Below are 19,481 nucleotides of genomic sequence, written 5' to 3' on the forward strand. Positions count from 1 at the left end.
TTCAGGGGCGGACAGAACAGACGAGCCAACGCTGCTTCCATCGCTTTCGGACGCCCCCGGCCGCGGCTCTGGTCTCCCCTCCCCCGCGTGCGGGAGCAGGGGGAGGGGGTGAAGGTGAAATAGCGCATCCCAACGCCATAAACTTCATCTGGGCTCGTGCGTTCTATCTGTCCCTAAAATATCGAGCAGGGTAGCAGGAAAACCCACCTTATCTCCACCTCTGGCCCCTCCGGTTCAAAAACGCGCCGGAGGCGCGGGTCATCCGTGAAACGCCGTCTCCTTAAATGCCGTCACCAGTTCGACGTAGCGCCGGCCGTGAGGAACGAAGCGCAGCCGGCGCTTGGTTTCGCTGAGATGCTGCATGTAGATCGCCAGATGCTCGGCGGGGATGCGCCCCAGCGCCCGCTCGGGCCACTCGATCAGACAGACGCCCTCGCCCGACCAGAGTTCTTCGAGGCCAATGGTCGCCAGCTCGCGCTCCTCGGCGATACGGTACAGATCGACATGGTAAATCGGCATACCCCGATGGCGCGGACCGGCGCGGTACTCGTTCACCAGGACAAAGCTGGGGCTGGTGACCAGATCGGGTGAATCGAGACCCCGCGCGACCCCGCGCACGAACTGGGTTTTCCCGACGCCGAACGTGCCCGCCAGCAGCACGACATCCCCCGCGCGCAGGCGCTCGCCGAGCCGCTGGCCGACGCGCTCGGTCTGCGCGGGGCTATGGCTGATGAAATCAAGCTCGTGGGCGGTCTGGGCCGCCGGCAGGCGCTGGTCGCTCATCGGTTGTATTGTAGCACGGCGGAGCAGAGCGGCGGATCGCAGGCAATGGCAGGCGCGGCAGCAGCCCGGCGAGGAGGCCGGTGGCGATGATCGCCTGGGTCAGCCCGGCAATGGTATCCGGGGTTCGCTCGCCGAGGATGAACACGGCGGGGATGAGCCAGCTCAGCATCAGCGGGTACCAGGGCCAGGCGGGCCGCCAGCGGATGACCACGAAGGCGATCCCGACGGCGATGTAGATCACCGAGAGGGGGTAGAGCAGCGTATTCAGCAGCACCAGGGCGCCAAAGGGGTCGTGGCGCCCGTGGCGCCACCAGAGGGCCGCGGCCAGCAGCCCCAGCACCGGACCGAAGGGCAGCGCGAGGAGCGGCCGGTCAGGCAGAGCCACGCGATAAGCGTTGAGGCCATGGCGCCACTGCACGTAGATCTGCGGGCCGGCGATCAGCGCCGCGCCTCCCCAGAGCAACGCGCAGATGCCGGCAAAGAAGCCGAGCAAGCGCCAGCGGCCCTCGCGCAGCGCCAGCCATAGCAGCCACAGGGCCCCCAGAATGGTAGCCTGGGGCTTGAGCAGGCACAGGGCCAGAAGCAGCGCCGCGCGCCGGTCATGGCCTGAGCGCATGGCCTGCTCGGCAAGCATCAGGCCCACCAGGGCCAGCAGCGTGGTCTGCCCGATCACCAGCCCCTGCATCAACGGCAGCCAGAGCAGCAGCCAGAGCAGGGCGACGCGCCCGCTCATCCGCTTCGCCCAGCGTTCAAAGCCGATGATCGAGAGCAGTTGCACCAGCACTCCGCTGACCTGCCAGGGCAGCAAGGCCAGGGGCGCCGCCAGCAGCAGCGTGGCTGGCGGATAGGCGTACCAGCCGGCTTCGTAGGCCCTGCCATCGGGCATGGTAAACGCGCCATACGGGTCGCCGCCGGCCAGCCAGTGCAATACGGCCCCCATCAATGAACGCCAGTCCGACAGCCAGAATTGCTCCATCGGCGAACCTCATTCGTGTGGCCGGATAAGGTCGGAAGGGCGCCGTCCTCCCGACCGGGCCCCGGTTCATCGGACAGCCCTCTCCCCGGCAAGGTGTTGGTGTCGTTGCAAGCCACAGTAGCACATACCTATTACGACCGTTCTCTTTCCTCGCGCCTGGCGACGGGGAATGCCAGACCTGTTGCCCGGAGCGCATATCCCCCGGTCGCCTTGAGACGCCATAGACGGCAATCGAAAATCCAAAATCCACAATCCGCAATCGAATAAACGGGTTGAGCCGTACAGAGACCCGGCAGTATTAGCCTGCCTCGGTACCGGCGCGCTATAGGCGCGCATACGTCAGAGCGTTATACTACGCACTGACGCGCGGTTGCGCGTTATGTTGGGTGCAAAAGCGTTTCACTGACCCGCATCTTCACATCGCAGACTGGAGACGTATGCGCTACCTGCTCGATCAGCAATCCTACGACGAGATGCTTCGCCGCAAGGGCCATTCGCGCGATTGCTACGTCCGCGACACCGAATACCTGCACCATCTGTATATTGACGGGGTCAAATACACCGTGGCGCGCGCGGTGTACGCCTGCTTGAAAGAGGCCCAGGCCAGGGAAGACAGCGACGCCATCCTCCACCTCCAGATGCATGTGCATGACCTCGAGCAGTTGATCGCCGAGGCGCGGGCGCGGGGCGAGAACATCGCCAGTCTGCGCGCCCTTGGCGACCCGCCGCCCTCAGAGGACGAGGCGCGCCCGCACCTGAACAACAGCTTCCTGCCTCCCCCGCCCCAGACCCTGGCGGAAACCGGCCTCAACCGCACCTTTCTGACCGAGCACCTCCTGCGCGTGCTCTACAATCGCGGGCGCATGACCGGACGCGAACTGGCCGACGCGCTATGTCTCTACTACCGGATTGTCGAGGAATTGATCCAGGATCTGCGGCGGGTGGAACAGATTGACATCATTGGGCAGAAAGGCTTCGGCGACATCAACTACGAGTATGTGCTCACCCCCCGCGGGCAGGAGGCCGCCCAGGCCGCCCTGCTCAAGACCCAGTACGCCGGCCCGGCCCCGGTGCCAATTGACGACTGGATCGCCTCGGTCAAGGCCCAGACGGTCAAGAACGTCAAGGTGACGCGCAAAAACATCCGCGACGCCTTCCACGGCCTGGTGATTGACGAGTCGATCCTCAACTGGGTCGGCCCGGCGGTAAACTCGGGGTCCTCAGTGATGCTCTTTGGCTACCCTGGCAATGGCAAGACCACCATCGCCGAGCGCATCACCCACCTGATGGGGGATGACATCTTTATTCCGCAGACGATCTACGCCGACGGCGCGATTATTAAAATGTACGACGCTATTGTGCATGAACCGCCGAAGCGCCCCTGGGACGAGCAGCAGGAGTATGACCGGCGCTGGGTGCGCATCAGCCGCCCGGTGGTGATCGTCGGCGGCGAGTTGACCCTGGAGCAGTTGAACCTGATCTACAACGAGTCGTCAAAAATCTACGAAGCGCCCTTCCAGATGAAGGCCAACTGCGGCATCTTCCTGATTGACGACTTCGGGCGCCAGCAGGTGCGCGTCTTCGACCTGCTCAACCGCTGGATCGTGCCCCTGGAGAAACGCTTCGACTACCTCAACACCGTCACCGGGCAGAAGATCCAGATCCCCTTCGACCAGTTGATTATGTTCTCCACCAACCTGGACCCGAAGGATCTCGGCGATGAGGCCCTGTTGCGGCGCATCAAGTTCAAGTTTGAGATCATTGACCCCACTGAGGAGCAGTGGCGGGAGATCTGGAAGATCATGTGCAAGGCGCGGGGCGTGCGCTACGACGACCGGGCGCTCGATTACCTGGTCAACAAATGGTACAGGCCGGACAACCGGCCCTTCCGCATGTGCCAGCCGCGCGATATCCTCGACCAGTTGATTTCCATCGCGAAATACAACATGGAACAACCGGCGCTCACCGCCGACCTGCTCGACGCGGCCTGTCTGACGTACTTCCCCAGCAAGGAGAAGAAGAACTTCGGGGCCAAGGTGCGGCTGGATCTCTAACGGAACGGCGCGGCGAGAGGCAGGGCTGGCGGAACGGTTACAGCCCGACCCTCCGGCGCATCTGGTTGAGCTTCTTCCCCCTTCCTGGCGGGCCACAGGCCCGCCATTTCTTGTGCGCGAAAAGACAAGTTTGGCATTGCTTCAAGATCGCGCGGTTCTAGAGCGTCTCTGCCGCGTCCATACGCCCTGCGCCTTTTGTCACAATTTCGCACGGATTTTGCACAGGTTAGACAAGCTGATCGCGTTCGGATATAATTCCTTTTGCAAGTAAGCGGCGTCTAACGCATCTGCCCCGAGTCCAGCTCCCGCCGTGAGAGAGTGGCCAGCCATACGCAACCCGGCGTGGCGGCGGATGGTTAGTTCTGTTCCAATTGCACGAGCATTGCAAGGGAAGGAAGCGACGATGACAGGGGTCCTCACGCTTTACCGAACGTCGGTCGGCAAGAAGGTGATCATGGCGGTCACCGGTTTCATCCTTGTCGGTTTCGTGGTCTTCCACATGTACGGCAACCTGAAGATGTACCAGGGGCCGGAGGTGTTCAACGCCTATGCGGCGGGACTGCGTGAACTGGGCTATCCTGTCTTCGGGCATGAGCACCTGCTGTGGGTCGCCCGTGTCATTTTGCTGGCCTCGGTAGTGCTGCACATCTGGTCGGCCACCATGTTGACGATGCAGAGCCAGAAGAATACATTCGCCAACGGCGTGAGCAGCATGAGACGCTATGGGGAGAAGAAGCGCCAGACGGGCTACGCTGCCTATACCATGCGCTTTGGCGGGATTGTGATCTTCCTGTTCATCATTTACCATCTGCTGCATCTTACCTTCGGGGTCGTGGGATACGGGCCGGGTGAGTTCAAGCATCCGCACGGCGGCGAGTACGAGGTGTACAGCAATGTTGTGAAAGGCTTTCAGAACCCGCTGATCTCCGGCTTTTACATCTTTGCGATGATCCCCCTGGGGCTCCACCTGTACCACGGGGTGTGGAGCATGTTTCAGACCCTCGGCCTGAATAACGCGATGTATACGCGGCTGCTGCGTGGTCTGGCGGTTCTGGTCGCTCTGGCGGTGGTGATCGGCAACATCTCGTTCCCGATCGCGGTGATGGCCGGGATCGTCGGCCCGGCGGCGTAATTGGTGAGGAGCAGGTGAGCGATGAGCGAGACTAAGAGTGAGACGACAACTCGCACCGGCGTGCGCACGGTCGAGTATGTCAAGAGTCTGGACTCCAAAGCCCCCGGCGGCCCGATCGAACAGCGCTGGGACAAGCACCGCTTCGAGATGAAGCTGGTGAACCCGGCCAATCGGCGCCGGTACACGATTATCGTGGTAGGGTCGGGGCTGGCCGGCGCCTCGGCCGCTGCGACGCTCGGCGAGCAGGGCTACAACGTCAAGTGCTTCTGCTATCAGGACAGCCCGCGCCGCGCCCACTCGATCGCCGCCCAGGGCGGCATCAACGCCGCCAAGAACTACCGCAACGACGGCGACAGCATTTTCCGCCTCTTCTACGATACGGTGAAGGGGGGCGACTTCCGCGCCCGTGAGAGCAATGTCTATCGCCTGGCCCAGGTGTCGGTGAACATCATTGACCAGTGCGTGGCCCAGGGGGTGCCCTTCGCCCGCGAGTACGGCGGCTACCTTGATAACCGCTCCTTCGGCGGCGCCCAGGTGAGCCGCACCTTCTACGCTCGCGGCCAGACCGGGCAGCAGCTCCTGCTCGGCGCCTATCAGGCCCTCTCGCGGCAAATCGCCGCCGGAACGGTCAAGATGTACCCCCGCACCGAGATGCTCGACCTGGTAGTAGTTGATGGCCGCGCGCGCGGCATCATCACCCGCGATTTGGTTACCGGGAAGATCGAGCGCCACGTGGGCGATGCGGTGGTGCTGGCCACCGGCGGCTATGGCAACGTCTTCTATCTGAGCACCAACGCCAAGGGCTGCAACGCCACGGCCATCTGGCGCGCCCACCGGCGCGGGGCGTTCTTCGGCAATCCCTGCTTCACCCAGATCCATCCCACCTGCATTCCCGTCACCGGCGATCACCAGAGCAAGCTCACGCTGATGAGCGAGTCGCTGCGCAACGACGGGCGCATCTGGGTGCCCAAGAAGAAGGGCGATACCCGTCGGCCCCAGGACATTCCCGAAAGCGAGCGCGACTACTATCTGGAGGAGCGCTACCCGGCCTTTGGCAACCTGGTGCCCCGCGACGTGGCCTCGCGCAACGCCAAGCAGGTCTGCGACGAGGGCCGTGGGGTCGGCCCCGGCGGCCAGGGGGTGTACCTCGACTTTGCCGACGCGATCAAGCGGCTGGGCAAGCAGAAGATCGCCGAACGCTATGGCAACCTCTTCGATATGTACCAGCAGATCACCGGCGAGAATCCCTACGAGGTGCCGATGCGCATCTATCCCGCCGTGCACTACACCATGGGCGGGCTGTGGGTGGATTACAACCTGATGAGCACTATCCCCGGGCTGTTCGTAGCCGGCGAGGCTAACTTCTCCGACCACGGCGCGAACCGCCTCGGCGCATCGGCGCTGATGCAGGGCCTCGCCGATGGCTACTTCATTCTACCCTACACCATCGCCAACTTCCTGGCCGGCGTCAAGCCAGGCGGCCTCAGCACCGACCACCCGGCCTTCGCCGAGGCCGAGGGCGAGGTGACGGATCGCATCAAGCGGCTGCTCAGCATCAACGGCAAGCGCACCGTCGACTCCTTCCACCGCGAACTGGGCCGGTTGATGTGGGACGAGTGCGGCATGTCCCGCAATGATGCCGGTCTGCGTAAAGCGCTGCGGCGCATTCCCGAGTTGCGCGAGGAGTTCTGGCAGAACGTGAAGGTGCCGGGAGAAGGCGGCGAACTGAACCAGGAACTGGAGAAGGCGGGGCGCGTGGCTGACTTCTTCGAACTGGCCGAGCTGATGTGCATTGACGCTCTGCATCGCACCGAGTCCTGCGGCGGGCACTTCCGCGAAGAGAGCCAGACCGAGGACGGCGAAGCCAAGCGTGACGACGAAAACTTCTCCTACGTCGCCGCCTGGGAATACACCGGCGACCTTGCCAAACCCGAATTGCACAAGGAACCGCTGGTCTTCGAATACGTCAAGCCATCGCAGCGCAGCTATAAGTGATTTTGGATTTTAGATTTTGGATTTTGATTGTAGGCAATCCGAAATCCAAAATCCAAAATCTAAAATCTCTAATGGGGAGCGATAGGAACCATGAAGCTCACTCTCAAGGTCTGGCGTCAGAAGAACAGCAAGACGCCAGGCGAGTTCAAGACCTACCAGGCCGACCATATCAGCCCGGATATGTCGTTCCTGGAAATGCTCGATGTGGTCAATCAAGAGCTTATCTTGAGGGGCGAGGAGCCGATCGCCTTTGACCATGACTGCCGTGAGGGCATCTGCGGCATGTGCTCGCTGATGATCAACGGCGTCGCCCACGGCCCCAAGGCGGCGATCACCACCTGCCAGTTGCACATGCGCAGCTTCAAAGATGGTGACACTATCACCATCGAGCCGTGGCGCGCTTTGCCTTTCCCGATTATCAAAGACCTGGTGGTGGACCGGTCGAGCTTCGACCGGATCATCCAGGCCGGCGGGTACATCAGCGTCTCCACCGGCTCGGCCCCCGATGCCAACACCATCCCCGTACCGAAGCCCGACGCCGACAAGGCCATGGACGCCGCCGCCTGCATCGGCTGCGGAGCCTGCGTCGCGGCCTGTCCCAACGGCTCGGCGATGCTCTTCGTGGCCGCCAAGGCCGCCCATCTGAGCTTCCTCCCCCAGGGCCAGGCGGAACGGTATCAGCGAGCAGTCAACATGGTGATGCAGCAGGATCTCGAAGGCTTCGGCAACTGCACCAACATCGGCGAATGCTCCGCCGTCTGCCCGAAGGAGATCAGCATGGACACTATCGCCCGGCTTAACCGCGATCTGATTGTCGCCGCGCTCAAGGGCATCGAACCAACGGTGCAGCCGGCCGCGGCCAAGGCCAGTTAAGCGGCAGCCGGTTCTCGCCGGACATGCCAGCCGCGCCCTGGGGGCTCGGCTGGCGTTTTTGTAATGCAGGCAACGGCGTTGCTTGCACACGCCTCCACCGGTCTACCGCATCTCCTGCACACCTTGCACCGAGGCTTGCCGATCACCCGTGACCGCCGGGACGCAACGTAGCCGTTGCGTCAACCTTTCTGAGAAATGCTCTAGCCAGGCGACGGGGCGTTTATCCCAGCAAGACGGCAATCGCCGCGTCGAGCTGGCGGTCGCGGCCCGACGCCCACTCGCCCAGCGGGCGCTCAACCTCCACATCAACCGGTCGCCCGCGCCCCTCAAGGTCCTCTCCCTCGGGCGTTACGACATACAAGCGCGGCAGGCGAAACCAGACCCCGTCCAGCAGACGGATGCCATAGGTCCAGATAACCGCCCCGGCGGTAGGACGGCCGACGACCTTGCCCAGCCCCAGCCGGCGGTAGCTCTCGCTCAACACCTCGGTATTGCTCGCCGAACGTTCGTTAGTAACGAGCACCGTCGGCTTGTTGAGGACGCGGTTGCCCGCCAGATGGCCGGCATCAGCGCCGTTGCGTTCGCGAAAGCCGCTGAGGACAGTGGAGCGTCGCATCAGAACGTCGAGCACAAAGGTCGCCGTATGGCCGCCGCCGTTGTAGCGCACATCAATGATGACGCCTTCCTTGCTGTAGGTCTCGGCGTCGAGATCGGCCAGGAACTGCTGATAGGCCGCGTAGCTCATCTCTTCGATGTGCACGTACCCCAGGCGCCCGTTGCTCATGCGGTGAACGTACTGCTCGTTGGCAATCACCCAGTCGCGGTAGCGTAGCCGCTCATACGCATCGGCGTCCACCGGGCGCAGGGCGACATCGCGCCCCTGGTCGCCATCGGGTGTGTCGGCGAAGGTCAGGCGCACGCGGCGCCCGGCGCTGCGGCGCAGGAGTTGATCCAGGCTTGTTTCCGGCCCGACCGGTATCCCATCCACGGCGCGCAGATACTCGCCAGGGCGCGGGGGGTGTTCGGCACGAGCCGCGGGGCTGTCGGGCACGAGCCGGGCGACGCGCAAGCGCCCGGTGGCGCGTTGCTCAGCCGCATCAAAGATGATCCCGGTGTAGCCGTCGCTGCCCGTCCAGTCATTAGAGTAGCTTCCGAGATGCGAGGCGCGTAATTCGCCAACCATCAGATTGATTACGGTATGCAACTCAGCGGTAGTGTGCACACCGGCGACCAGCGGCGCGAAGCGCTCGCGCACCCGCGTCCAGTCCTGGCCGCGAAAGGTGGGGTCATAGAAACTGTCGCGCAGGGCGCGCCAGGCTTCATTGAAGATCTGCCACTTCTCGCGGTGAAAATCCACGTTGACATCCCCGCGCAGATTGACGCGCACGGGGTCATTGCCGCCGGGAAACTTGCGCACGGTGACGTAGCCGTCTTCGAGGTAGAAAAAGGCCTTGCCATCGGGCGTGAACTGCAGAGCGCGCTTATCGCCATCGGTCGCGGTCAATTGCCGCGGGGCCTGGTCGGCCCGTGGTTCATCGAGCGGCAATGTCCAGACATTAACTTTTTCGGCAACGGTGGCGAGCAACAGCAGATCCTTGCTGTCGGGGCTGATGGCCTCAGCGCTGGCGTTCATCTGAAGCGGCGTGAGGAAGCGCAGCCACTGTTCAATGCCTTCAAAGACGATCTCCAGCGGCGAGGACGGGGACGTAGCGGGCGGATCGCCGGCATCGGGCTTCGCCGTAACGGAGGCCGCGCCGTCAGATGGCCGCTCGCCCGTTGCCCCCTGCTCTGTCTCAGCCTGGCGGCGCTCAGCGGCAGGGGCGCCCTCCCCGCCGGCCCGCTCGCCGGGATTCGGCTTCTCAAACAACCGCTCGAACTCGGCCTCACGAAAGATCGGCGGCGGCGGACGCAGGTCCACCCGCACAATCTGGGTCTCGGCGCGGTACTGTTCGGTCGTAAAGATAATGAACTGCCCATTCGGCGCCCAGAGCAGATCGCCGCCGCCGACGTTGCTGAGAAAGCTGACCTGGCGCGGCTCGCCGCCTGCGGCGGGGATCACGCAGACATTGCTAAAATAGCGTTCGTCCTGGGCCAGGAAGGCGATCCAGTACGAGTCGGGCGACCAGGCCAGATCCCTGGCGAACACGAAGCGCGCCCGACACAACTCCCGGCGTTCGCCGCTGGCCAGGTCGAGGACGCATAGCGAATCCTGGCCGCTGATGTAGGCCACCGCTTTACCATTGGGCGCAACACGGGGCAGGCGCTTGGGCGTCAGATCCCAGGTCAGGCGCGTCTCCTGGCGGGTGGTGAAGTCGTAGCGGTAGAGTTCGTCCTCGCCATGACGGTCGGAGACGTAGATCAAACTGTTGCTGTCGGGGGTCCAGACAATCTGGCTCTCGCGCGCCGGTGTATCGGTGACGCGAAACGAAGGTCCCTGGCGGATATCGCGGTCGGTCTCTTTATCGGCGAAGTCAGCAAAAATCTCGCCACGGGCGACAAAGGCGATTTTCTTGCCATCGGGGCTGAGGCGCAACTCGGAGAACCAGCGCGGCCAGCTCTCCACTCGCACGGGGGTATGCTTGGTATCAGCGCGCACCCGCACATCAATCGGCTCGCACGCGCCCGACGCCGGATCCAGCCGCCAGAGGCGCCAGTCACGCTCGAAGACGATCAGCCCGCTCCGCCGGGCAATCGCCGGGAAGCACAACCGTCCCTCAGTAAAGCGGGTAACCTGGCGCGGTTCGCTCCCGTCCAGCGGTACGTACCAGATATTCTCAACGCCGTCACGGTCACTGACGAAGTACAGCCCCTGGCCATCAGGCGCCCAGAGCGGCGCGGTGTTGCGCCCGGCGTAGGGGGCGGCAATCGCCGGATGGCCGTTGGCGCTGCCAGGACCGGCGATCTTGCGTAAGGCTGTATAGTCGGTCGTCACCGGCGCGATCCAGATCTCATCGGGGGCGAAGGGATTGGGACCACGCCGCCACCAGCGGTTGCGCGTGTTGGCAAAGGCCAGCCACTCCCCATCAGGCGAGACGCTCACGTGCGCCAGGTTCTCATAGGGTTCGCTGTACACCAGCACTGGCGTGCCCCCATTCAGATCAACGCGGTAAATATCGGGGCGGATCCGTTCGCGATCCGAGGTAAAGAAGATGCTCTGGCCGTCAGGCGCCCAGTCCTCGACGTGGCAGAAGGCGTCGTGGAAGGTTAATTGCCGGACGGGACCGCCGCCGAGCGGCAGCACATAGATATCGCCCGAACCGCTGCGTCCCGACGTAAAGGCAATGCTCGCCCCATCAGGGCTGAAGCGGGGCGCGTAATGAGATGCCTGGTGGGCGGTGATGCGCTCGGCAGGGCCGCCACTGGCGCTTGCCAGCCAGATGTCGCCAGCATACACAAAGGCGATCTGCCGTCCATCGGCGTCAATGGCGGGGGTCCGCAGGTATAACTGAGGTGCGGGTTCGCTCACGGTAGTGGGTTTCTCTCTTATGAGCTTTTCTCAACATGATTGACAGCCTGTTGGAGGGGGCGGGGGAAACCAGGTTTCCCCGACCTCCTTCCAGAGGGGGCTGCGTGCGGGCGCGCGCCTGCCTCAGGCGGAAGGGGAGTTGCGAGAAGGCTGCGCCTCCCGGCGCCCTCCAGACGTGCAACCTTCTTCGACCGGAGATTACCCTTCCGGCTTTGACGGGACCGGCCCGGCGGACGTCTCCCAGGTAATCGCCCGGCTCAGGAGCGCCTCGACGGGACCGGGCAACATTCGCGCCGCCCAGATTGCCAGGCGGTCGCCGAAGGTGACATAGGCGCGCCGGGGTTCACGACGCGCCGCGCGGAGGATCACCCGCGCAACCGCCTCGGGCGGCACAGCGGGCGGCGCCATGCGACGCTGTTCCCTGCCCGCACCAAGGCGATGCGCGCGAAACTCGGTGCGCGTACTGCCCGGACGCACTACCGTCACCCTGACGCCGGCGCCAAGCAACTCCATCCGCAGCGTCTCGCTCAATCGCTCCAGAGCCGCCTTGGTAGCGGCGTAGCCGCCCAGGTAGGGCAGAGGCTGCTCGGCGAGCACCGTCGAAACATTAATGATCTGGCCCCGCCCCTGGGCGCGCATCAGCGGCGTTACCGCCTGCATCAACCACAGCGGCCCGAACAGGTTCACCGCCAGGGCGCGCTCCAGATCGTCGGCAGACAGATCGGCCACCGGTCCGGCGAGACCCACACCAGCGTTGTTGATCAGGATGTCTACCCGCCCATGCCGACCGCGGGCGAACTCGACCAGCGCCCGGCACTGTGCCGGATCGCTTACATCGGTCGGGACCGCCACTGCGCCGGGCAGATTGGCCGCGAGACGTTCCAGCGGCTCACGGGAACGCGCTGCCAGCACCAGCCGCGCGCCAGCCGCGGCGAACAGGCGCGCGGTCGCTGCGCCAATGCCAGCCGAAGCCCCGGTAACGATAACGACGCGATGACGTGGATCCATATGCCAGGAGTTACATAACGCCTTACCCATGTACTGGCAGGGCGTCGAACAGGAGGGTCTGGGATGGCTACGGCCTCAAACCCTCCTATCAGGCGGGGGCATAGGGACACCGATTTCCCTGCTCTCTTCCGGGAACTATTCAGACAGGCGCTTATATGCATCACTGTTGAATAGCTTATATGCATCACTGTTGAATAGACTGCATGCGCATTATTAGTTTGATGAAGATTTAAGTATATAAACCGGTATTCGCCCTGTAGCCCGGCGGCTGAAGCCGCGGGCTACCGATGCGGAGCCTGCCTTCGCGGGCTATATAAACAAAGTTTTCGTTATACCCCCTCCCCAACCCTCCCCCGCCAGGGGAGAGCGCCCGCCGCCTCCCCTCGTTGGGGGGAGGCTGGGAGGGGGGCGGAAAGGCCGGGAAACTTCCTTTACAGACTAATTATCGCCGGATCTCACCGAGACCCTATATACAACAATCCCAAATCCCAAATCCCAAATCCAAAATCGTCTTACCCCGTCAAATGCTTACAGATCCCTGCTTTGATCGTCTGTCCGGGCACCACGTGACCGAGCATGCGCTCCAGCAGCAGAGCGGCATCAATAAGTGCAGGCAGATCCAGCCCGGTCGCGATGCCCATTTCGTGGAGCATATGGGTCAGGTCCTCGGTGCAGAGATTGCCCGGCGCTCCGGGGGCGAAGGGGCAACCGCCAATCCCGCCGATGCTGCTGTCGAACTCGGTCACCCCGACCTGAAGGGCGGCCAGGACATTGGCCAGGCCCGCGCCACGGGCGCTGTGGAGGTGCAGACGCAGTGATTGTCGCGGAAACCGCTCGCGGAAGGCCAGCACCACCTGCCGCACCAGCACCGGGTGGGCCATGCCGGTCGTATCGCCGAGCGTCAGCCGTTCTGCGCCCAGGTCGAGCAGGCGGCCACACAACTCCAGAACGCGCTCGATCGGCACGTGGCCCTCGAAGGGGCAGCCAAAGGCCACCGAGAGGACCGCATCGAAGGGGATTCCCGCCGAGCGCACCACCTCGCTCATATCGGCGACATTGGCCAGGGACTGCTCGACGCTCATGTTCACATTACTGCGATTGTGGCTCTCGGTCGCGCTGAGGAAGACCTGCACCGCATCGGCCCCCGCCGCCACTGCACGCCGCGCGCCCACCACGTTGGGGGCGATTGCGCTGTAGGTCACCCCGGAACGGCGCCGCAGCCCGGCGAACACCTCGGCGGTGTCGGCCATCTGCGGTACATTCTGTGGGCGCACAAAGGCGCCGACTTCAATCTCGGTCAGGCCGGTAACGCCAAGGGCGTCAATCAACTGGAGCTTCTCATCCGTGGAGAGGATCTTTTCCTCGTTCTGCAAGCCGTCGCGCGGCCCGACCTCGCGAATATGGACGCGCGCCGGCAATCCCGGCCAACCCGCTACTTCTGTCATCATTGACCTCCGGCAGCCGCTATTCCTCTTCGTCGCGCCGGGCGCCGCGCGCCGGCCTGCTCCCCTGACCTCCGTTGGCAGGACCGTCGCGACGCGTGCGGCAGCGCGGGCAGCGCGTCGGTTCGTGCAGAAAGCCCTTGTCGGCGTAAAACTCCTGCTCGCCAGCGGTAAAGATAAACTTCTCACCGCAACTGCGGCAGATTAGCTCCATATCCCGGTAGAATGGCATAGGGTGTTACCGTGGTTGCCCGCCAGCGAGACCACCGGGCAACCGCGTGCGCCCGGCGCGGGGCTGTCTTTTGCAATACATTGCTCTATTGTAACACGCCGGTCACTCTGGTGAGACAGGCTCAGGAGAAAAGAGAGTCCCCTGTGGGCGCAACCCTCCGGGTTGCGCGCAACCCTCCGGGTTGCGCCTCAAGATCACCGCCTCAAGATCACCAGAATCCAGAACCCAAACGCGAGATCCGGCCAGAAGTAGAACTGGTCCACCAGGCCATGGGCCAGCGCGGCGCTCATCGCGGCGATGAGGCCCGCGCAGAGGGCCTGGCCGTCGCGCAGGCCACCCCCGGCGTCACGGTAAAAGCGGAGGATGAGCCAGGCAAAGGCGACCAGCCCCAGGGGCCCCATACGCAGGGCGATGTCCAGAAACAGATTGTGAGGGTGCGAGGTGTTGATCTCGCTGGTGCCGGCCAGCTCGGAGGCGATGTAGGCCGGATAGAACTGCCCGAACTGGTCAAGCCCGACGCCCAGGGGATGGTCGCGCAGCATCGCCAGCGCCGAGGCCCAGGTCTTCAGGCGCACCGCGCCACTGGCCCCGACGGGGTTGAAGCGTTCGATGTCCAGCGCCACGGCGACGACCAGGGCCAGCAACGCCGCGCCGCCAAGGGCCCCCAGCGCGAGGCGCGCGCGCCGGTCGCGCCAGAAGGAGCGCGGCGGCAGCAGCGCCGCCAGGAGCGCAGCGGCCACCAGCGCGCCCAGGTAGGCCCCTCGCGAGAAGGAGACCAGCAGGCCGCCCGCGCACAGTGCGGCCACCAGCGCTGCCGGCAACGCCTGGCGCAGCCCTTCGCCACGGCTTGCCGCCCCCCAGAAGGCCCCATAGGCTAGCGCTGCCGCGACCGGCCAGTGGCGTCCCATCGCCAGCCCCAGGTTGTTGGGATGCCCGTACAGCCCTGCCACCCGTTGCACGCCCTCCACCAGGAAGCGATCTTCGCCGAAGCCGGCCTTGTCGCCAAAGAGCGGCGCCAGGTTCAGCCCGACGAACTGCAACAGCCCCACCAGCCCCGCCACGGCCCCACCTGCCAGCCAGAACCACAGCACCTTCCGCCAGTAGACCTCGGGGCTGCCATGGGCCAGACGCGCCCCGGCGAGCCAGGCCAGCCCTACGAACAGCAACGGTTCCAGCACCGTCCAGCGGAACTCGCGCAGAGCCAGGTTACGCGCCTCGGCGATGTACACGCCCCACCCGGCCGCCGCCAGAAACAGACCAATCGGCGCCAGTTCCACCACCCAGGCGGTAGCGCCAGCCAGACGCGGGCGCCGCCCTGGCCACGTTCCCACCTGGCGCACGACCACGGCAGCGCCCGCAATGAGGAGTAGGATTTCGTGCAGGGGCAGGTACAGACCGCTCTCGCGGATGCCGAAGCGGGTGTCGAAGAGGCCCTTGGGGATGAAGTAGCACGGCAGGGTAAGCGGGACCAACAGCAGGGCGAGATCCGGGCGCGCCAGGGCCAGCGCCGTGAAGAGGACCAGTCCCGCCAGGGTCAGCGGCAGTTGCGGCGAGGCGCGGTAGGCGATCAGCGCGGCCACCAGCATGCAGGCGACAATCAGGCTATCGGGCTGAATGAGCCGGTCGGCAAGGCGCGAGCTGCCCTCGGCGCGCCGCTGCGCCTCCCGCAGTCGCCTCAGGGCGTCAGCGGCCGCCGGGAAGGCCAGGCGCAGCGTGGCGCCAATGCTCGCCATCAGGGCTACGATCAGCGCCAGGGGGCCGTGGTCGTACAACCAGCCCCAGGGACGCGCTCGCTCGACAATGAAGCGCTCCGGCGCGCCTGGCCCGCGCACCTCCAGCGTATGCTCGCCATCTGGCAGGGCCGGGGTCGCCAGCGCCGGCAACCCGTCCAGCGCCCCCGGCGTCAGGGTCACCCCCGCGCCGTTGAGAGTGGCAACGAGCGGCGTCGGCAGATTGCCGAGGAGGGTAAGGCGCGCCCCGGTGAAACGGATGCGCCAGCCATCGGGCAACGCTTCCACCGCCGGGTGGGTCCAGGGATGCGCGCCAACCCCGGCCCGGGCGGGGGCGCGGGTGTAGGCCGCCAGGGCCTCGAAGGCCGGCAGCGGCTGCCAGTCGCGCGTCACCAGGGCGAAGTAGGGCGTGGGATCGTCGGGGTCCGGCTCGGCATAGCCGCCGTAGCGCAGCATCCAGACGTTCATCACCCCTATCCAGGGCCATTCGGTGCGGGCGCGCTCCATGTGGCCGACCAGGTAGCGCGCTTTGGTCTCTTCGCTTACCGGCGCGCCCCAGGTGTAGCGCCGCTCGGCAGGAACATGCTCCGGGGCGGCGTTCCAGCCAAACTCGGTCACCCAGATCGCCGTGCCGGCGTCGCCGTTGCGCTCCATCACTTCGCGCAGCAGCACGATCCGGCTCACATCGTTGCGCGTGTCAACCGGGCGGCGCCAGTTCCAGTTGTCCCGTCCGCGCAGAAAGACGTAGCGGTGCTCGTCAGGAGGCTGTCCGAGGCCATAATTCTGGGCGGCCATCACATCGAAGTAGGCCGCGCCGCCGGCTTTGTAGACCCGGTCGAGGTACTCCAGTTCGGTCATCGGAGCGCGATCGTCGAGCCCGTCGGTGGGAGCCAGACCGGGGAAGAGGATCACCACGGCGGGATTGGCCGCGCGCGCAGCAGTGGCGCCCGCCCGCAACAGTTCCACGAAATCCTCGGGGCGGGGCGTCTCCCAGTTCCACTCGTTCTTCAGGTTCGGCTCGTTCCAGAGTTGGAAGTAGCGCACCACCGGGCCGCCGGGCGCGTCGTCCGCGCCATCGCCGTCGTACCGCTCGACCACGGCGCGCACAAAGGCGGCGTAGTCGGCGAAATCATCGGGCGGGCCGGTGGAGTTTGCGTCGCGCTCCAGACCGGCCTGAAAGTAGGGCGAGGCAGCGGCCCGCTCGCGGGCCCACAGAGGCGGGCGCTCCAGGCGCCAGATCAACTCGACGCCCGCGGCGCGGGCTTCGGCGGCCAGACGGTCGTACTTGGCCCACGCCGACACCGCGCCGACCGTCGCCAGGTTGCGTCGATCCTCGAAGTCGCCGCGACCGTGGATCTCGATATCCTCCCATGGCGCCTGCATCCGCGCATAGCGCGCCCCCAGGGCGCGGACCAGGGCAAAGGAGCGCCGTACCGCTTCGGGATCGGGTTCGAGGTGGATATTGAACAGGTTTACGCCCAGCACCGGCCCCCCCGCGAAGGGGATGGGGCGCGGATCGGGTCTGAAGGTCACGCCGCGATTGGCTGCGTTATCGGCCCAGACCACGGCGGCCAGGGCCGCAAGCAGCAGCAGATCGAGCAGCAACAGCAGAAGGAGACGCTGACCGGCGGTGTTCATCGGGGCCGATTGTATGCGGGGAGGGAGAGGCTGTCAACGCAGGGACGCGCGGCGCGCCAGGTGTGAAGGGCATCTCCGGGAGGGCTTGCCTTCGCAGAACCTCCCCACGGGCAGGGGCATGGGGAAACCGGGTTTCCCCCACACCCCTGCTGGACGGGAGGGCCAACCCTACTTGCGGCCATTCACCGAGGCGCGATCTCTGTTCCACACTCTGGCGGTGCGGCGGAAAAATTGCACCGCCAGCACCACCAGCGCCACTACCAGCAGCAGCGCCAGAATGGGCAGCACGATCGCTACGATGCTCAGGAAGAGCGAGGTTGCGTCTTCGATAAAGCTCAGGACGGGATTGGCCGTCCCCGCGGTGGCCGTCGTCACTACCGGGCGTACCGCGCTGCGTGTCAGATGGGTGCTCCCGGCAACGATCAGGCCAGCCACGGCTACGATCACAGGATTGACGACCGCCACATCGCCCTGGCTAGCCAGGGCCAGGATCGCGCCCGCGATGGGCGTGATGATCAGCCCGGCGGCATGCAGCACGCTGTCCACCACCGGTGCCTTGTCGCCCACGAAGTCCAGCGCCGCCAGGGCGGCGATGATTAAGAGAACAAAAACGTTGGTTAACAGGTCGAATGGCGCGGCGAGTTGAATCCACCCCAGGCGCGCGAAGATGCCAATGGTCAACAGGGGAAGATAGGGGTTCAGCCCGGAGGCCATCGCCAACCCAAGGCCGGACGCCAGCGCGATCAAGCCCTCCATACGCGGTTGCCTTTCGTGTGCGTGAGTTCAGAAACGGAACGGGCGACCGGCACGTCGCAGCTCGCCCCGGTCGCCCGTCCCTCGTGACGTCCCCGTTCTCCATGACGACGGAGCCGGCGAAAAAGTTTCACCCGGAGCGCCCTCTGGGCAGGGGTATGGGGAACCCCGGGTTCCCCATACCCTCACCCTCCGATCACCCCCCTGGTGATATAAAAGAACCCCAGGCCGGTAATCGCGTACACCGCCAGCAACTGCGCCCCTTCAAGCCAGTTGCTCTCACCGTCCACTGCAATGATCGTCGCGAGTAGCACCGCCAGCGTCAGCGCCGCCACCTCGAGCACCGTGAAGAAGAGCGTCATTGTATGACCGACGAGGAGGCCGACAAAGACCAGCAGCGGCCCAACCAGCAGCGCCACCTGCATCGAGGACCCCATGGCAATCGTCATCGCCAGGTCCATTTTGTTCTTGAACGCCATCTGCACCGCCACGATGTGCTCGGCGACGTTGCCCACCAGAGGAATGATGATGATCCCGATGAATAACTCGCTCAACCCCAGAGCCTCGGCAAAGGGTTCAACCGTCCCCACCAGGAACTCGCTCAGAAAGACGATGCCCAGCGTGCTGATCGCCAGCACGCCAAGGGCGACCGGCACGCTCCACTTCGCCCTGTGGGTCTCTTCATCGTGGGAAGCGAGTTTTGCCGTGGCACGTCCGCCCACACCCCGTTCAGGCCGGCGGAAGGTGAAGATCAGGCTGAGCACATAGAGCACGATCAGCACGCCGGCTACGCCCAGACTCAAGGCGTTCAGCGATGGATCCTTCACGTCGGTAGTCAGCAGATCGAGCCGGCCGAACTGGATTTCTCGCACCACCTCGAATAGCGTCGGAATAATCAGCCCGATCACCGCCAGGGTCATCATCGAGGCCGCCACGCTGGCCGCCTGCCGGTCGAAGTGCTGGAGGCCGTTGCGCAGGCCGCCAAGCAGCAGGGCCAGACCCAGGATCAGCAGCAGGTTGCCCAGGATGGAACCGCTGATCGAGGCCTTTACCAGCTCGATCTTCCCCTGTGCGAGCGCCACGATCGAGATAATCAACTCTGCGGCATTCCCCAGCGTCGCGTTGAGCAAGCCGCCCACCTTCGGGCCGGTGTGCACCGCCAGTTCTTCCGTGGCTTCACCGAGAAAGCCGGCCAGGGGAATCAGCCCCAGGCAGCATACTATAAACAGCAGCAATTCGTTCCGCAATCCCGGCACGAATTCGAGTACGAAGGCCACTGGCACAAAGATGATCAAAAAACGCAGCCACTTCACAATGGACCCCCTCTGGCACGGCCACCGGCTACGCGACCGGCCCCGATATAATCCCACGGCCCGGGCAACATTCGTCGCTCGCGGTA

Annotated in this window: 13 protein-coding genes; 4 read left to right on the plus strand and 9 right to left on the minus strand. The window is 64.7% G+C overall.

What is annotated here, in order from left to right; genetic code table 11:
• Window positions 1–258: 258 nt before the first annotated feature.
• Entirely contained in the window at window positions 259–783 is a 525-nt protein-coding gene (tsaE, locus tag NZU74_10060; GenBank protein MCS6881666.1) for a tRNA (adenosine(37)-N6)-threonylcarbamoyltransferase complex ATPase subunit type 1 TsaE, read from the minus strand.
• Window positions 737–1,759, minus strand: a complete 1,023-nt coding sequence (locus NZU74_10065) for a glycosyltransferase 87 family protein (GenBank protein ID MCS6881667.1) — start codon at window positions 1,757–1,759, stop codon at window positions 737–739. Before NZU74_10065 ends, tsaE begins: the two co-directional genes overlap by 47 nt.
• A gap of 437 nt (window positions 1,760–2,196) precedes the next feature.
• Between NZU74_10065 and NZU74_10070 the strand changes: the two genes are divergently transcribed.
• The 4 genes from NZU74_10070 (at window position 2,197) to NZU74_10085 (ending at window position 7,813) form a co-directional block, all read left to right on the plus strand.
• Window positions 2,197–3,813: an ATP-binding protein gene (locus NZU74_10070; protein MCS6881668.1), complete on the plus strand. Its 1,617-nt coding sequence runs from the start codon at window positions 2,197–2,199 to the stop codon at window positions 3,811–3,813.
• A gap of 403 nt (window positions 3,814–4,216) precedes the next feature.
• Window positions 4,217–4,945: a succinate dehydrogenase cytochrome b subunit gene (locus tag NZU74_10075; protein ID MCS6881669.1), complete on the plus strand. Its 729-nt coding sequence runs from the start codon at window positions 4,217–4,219 to the stop codon at window positions 4,943–4,945.
• A 21-nt stretch (window positions 4,946–4,966) separates the two neighbouring features.
• Window positions 4,967–6,940 carry a fumarate reductase/succinate dehydrogenase flavoprotein subunit gene (locus tag NZU74_10080; protein ID MCS6881670.1) on the plus strand — a complete coding sequence of 658 codons (1,974 nt, stop codon included), beginning with the start codon at window positions 4,967–4,969 and terminating at the stop codon, window positions 6,938–6,940.
• Between the two features lie 90 nt (window positions 6,941–7,030).
• Window positions 7,031–7,813 (plus strand): succinate dehydrogenase/fumarate reductase iron-sulfur subunit, encoded by a 783-nt coding sequence (locus NZU74_10085; protein MCS6881671.1) that lies wholly within the window; start codon window positions 7,031–7,033, stop codon window positions 7,811–7,813.
• A gap of 220 nt (window positions 7,814–8,033) precedes the next feature.
• On the opposite strand, the gene NZU74_10090 is transcribed toward NZU74_10085, so the two are convergent.
• The 7 genes from NZU74_10090 to cax all read right to left on the minus strand — a co-directional run bounded on the left by NZU74_10090 (window position 8,034) and on the right by cax (window position 19,395).
• A complete protein-coding gene (locus tag NZU74_10090) occupies window positions 8,034–11,279 on the minus strand; it encodes a S41 family peptidase (protein MCS6881672.1) in 3,246 nt (1,081 codons plus the stop codon).
• A gap of 198 nt (window positions 11,280–11,477) precedes the next feature.
• Window positions 11,478–12,287 (minus strand): SDR family NAD(P)-dependent oxidoreductase, encoded by an 810-nt coding sequence (locus NZU74_10095; GenBank protein ID MCS6881673.1) that lies wholly within the window; start codon window positions 12,285–12,287, stop codon window positions 11,478–11,480.
• 512 nt (window positions 12,288–12,799) lie between these two features.
• A complete protein-coding gene (locus NZU74_10100; protein MCS6881674.1) occupies window positions 12,800–13,735 on the minus strand; it encodes a hydroxymethylglutaryl-CoA lyase in 936 nt (311 codons plus the stop codon).
• Window positions 13,736–13,751: 16 nt separating this feature from the next.
• Window positions 13,752–13,961 carry a zinc-ribbon domain-containing protein gene (locus tag NZU74_10105; GenBank protein MCS6881675.1) on the minus strand — a complete coding sequence of 70 codons (210 nt, stop codon included), beginning with the start codon at window positions 13,959–13,961 and terminating at the stop codon, window positions 13,752–13,754.
• Window positions 13,962–14,155: 194 nt separating this feature from the next.
• Window positions 14,156–17,329 carry an O-antigen ligase family protein gene (locus NZU74_10110; GenBank protein MCS6881676.1) on the minus strand — a complete coding sequence of 1,058 codons (3,174 nt, stop codon included), beginning with the start codon at window positions 17,327–17,329 and terminating at the stop codon, window positions 14,156–14,158.
• 168 nt (window positions 17,330–17,497) lie between these two features.
• Window positions 17,498–18,085: a DUF4126 domain-containing protein gene (locus NZU74_10115; protein ID MCS6881677.1), complete on the minus strand. Its 588-nt coding sequence runs from the start codon at window positions 18,083–18,085 to the stop codon at window positions 17,498–17,500.
• Window positions 18,086–18,267: 182 nt separating this feature from the next.
• Window positions 18,268–19,395, minus strand: a complete 1,128-nt coding sequence (cax, locus tag NZU74_10120) for a calcium/proton exchanger (protein ID MCS6881678.1) — start codon at window positions 19,393–19,395, stop codon at window positions 18,268–18,270.
• Window positions 19,396–19,481 lie beyond the last annotated feature (86 nt).

This window comes from Chloroflexaceae bacterium (assembly GCA_025057155.1).
Lineage (GTDB): Bacteria > Chloroflexota > Chloroflexia > Chloroflexales > Chloroflexaceae > JACAEO01.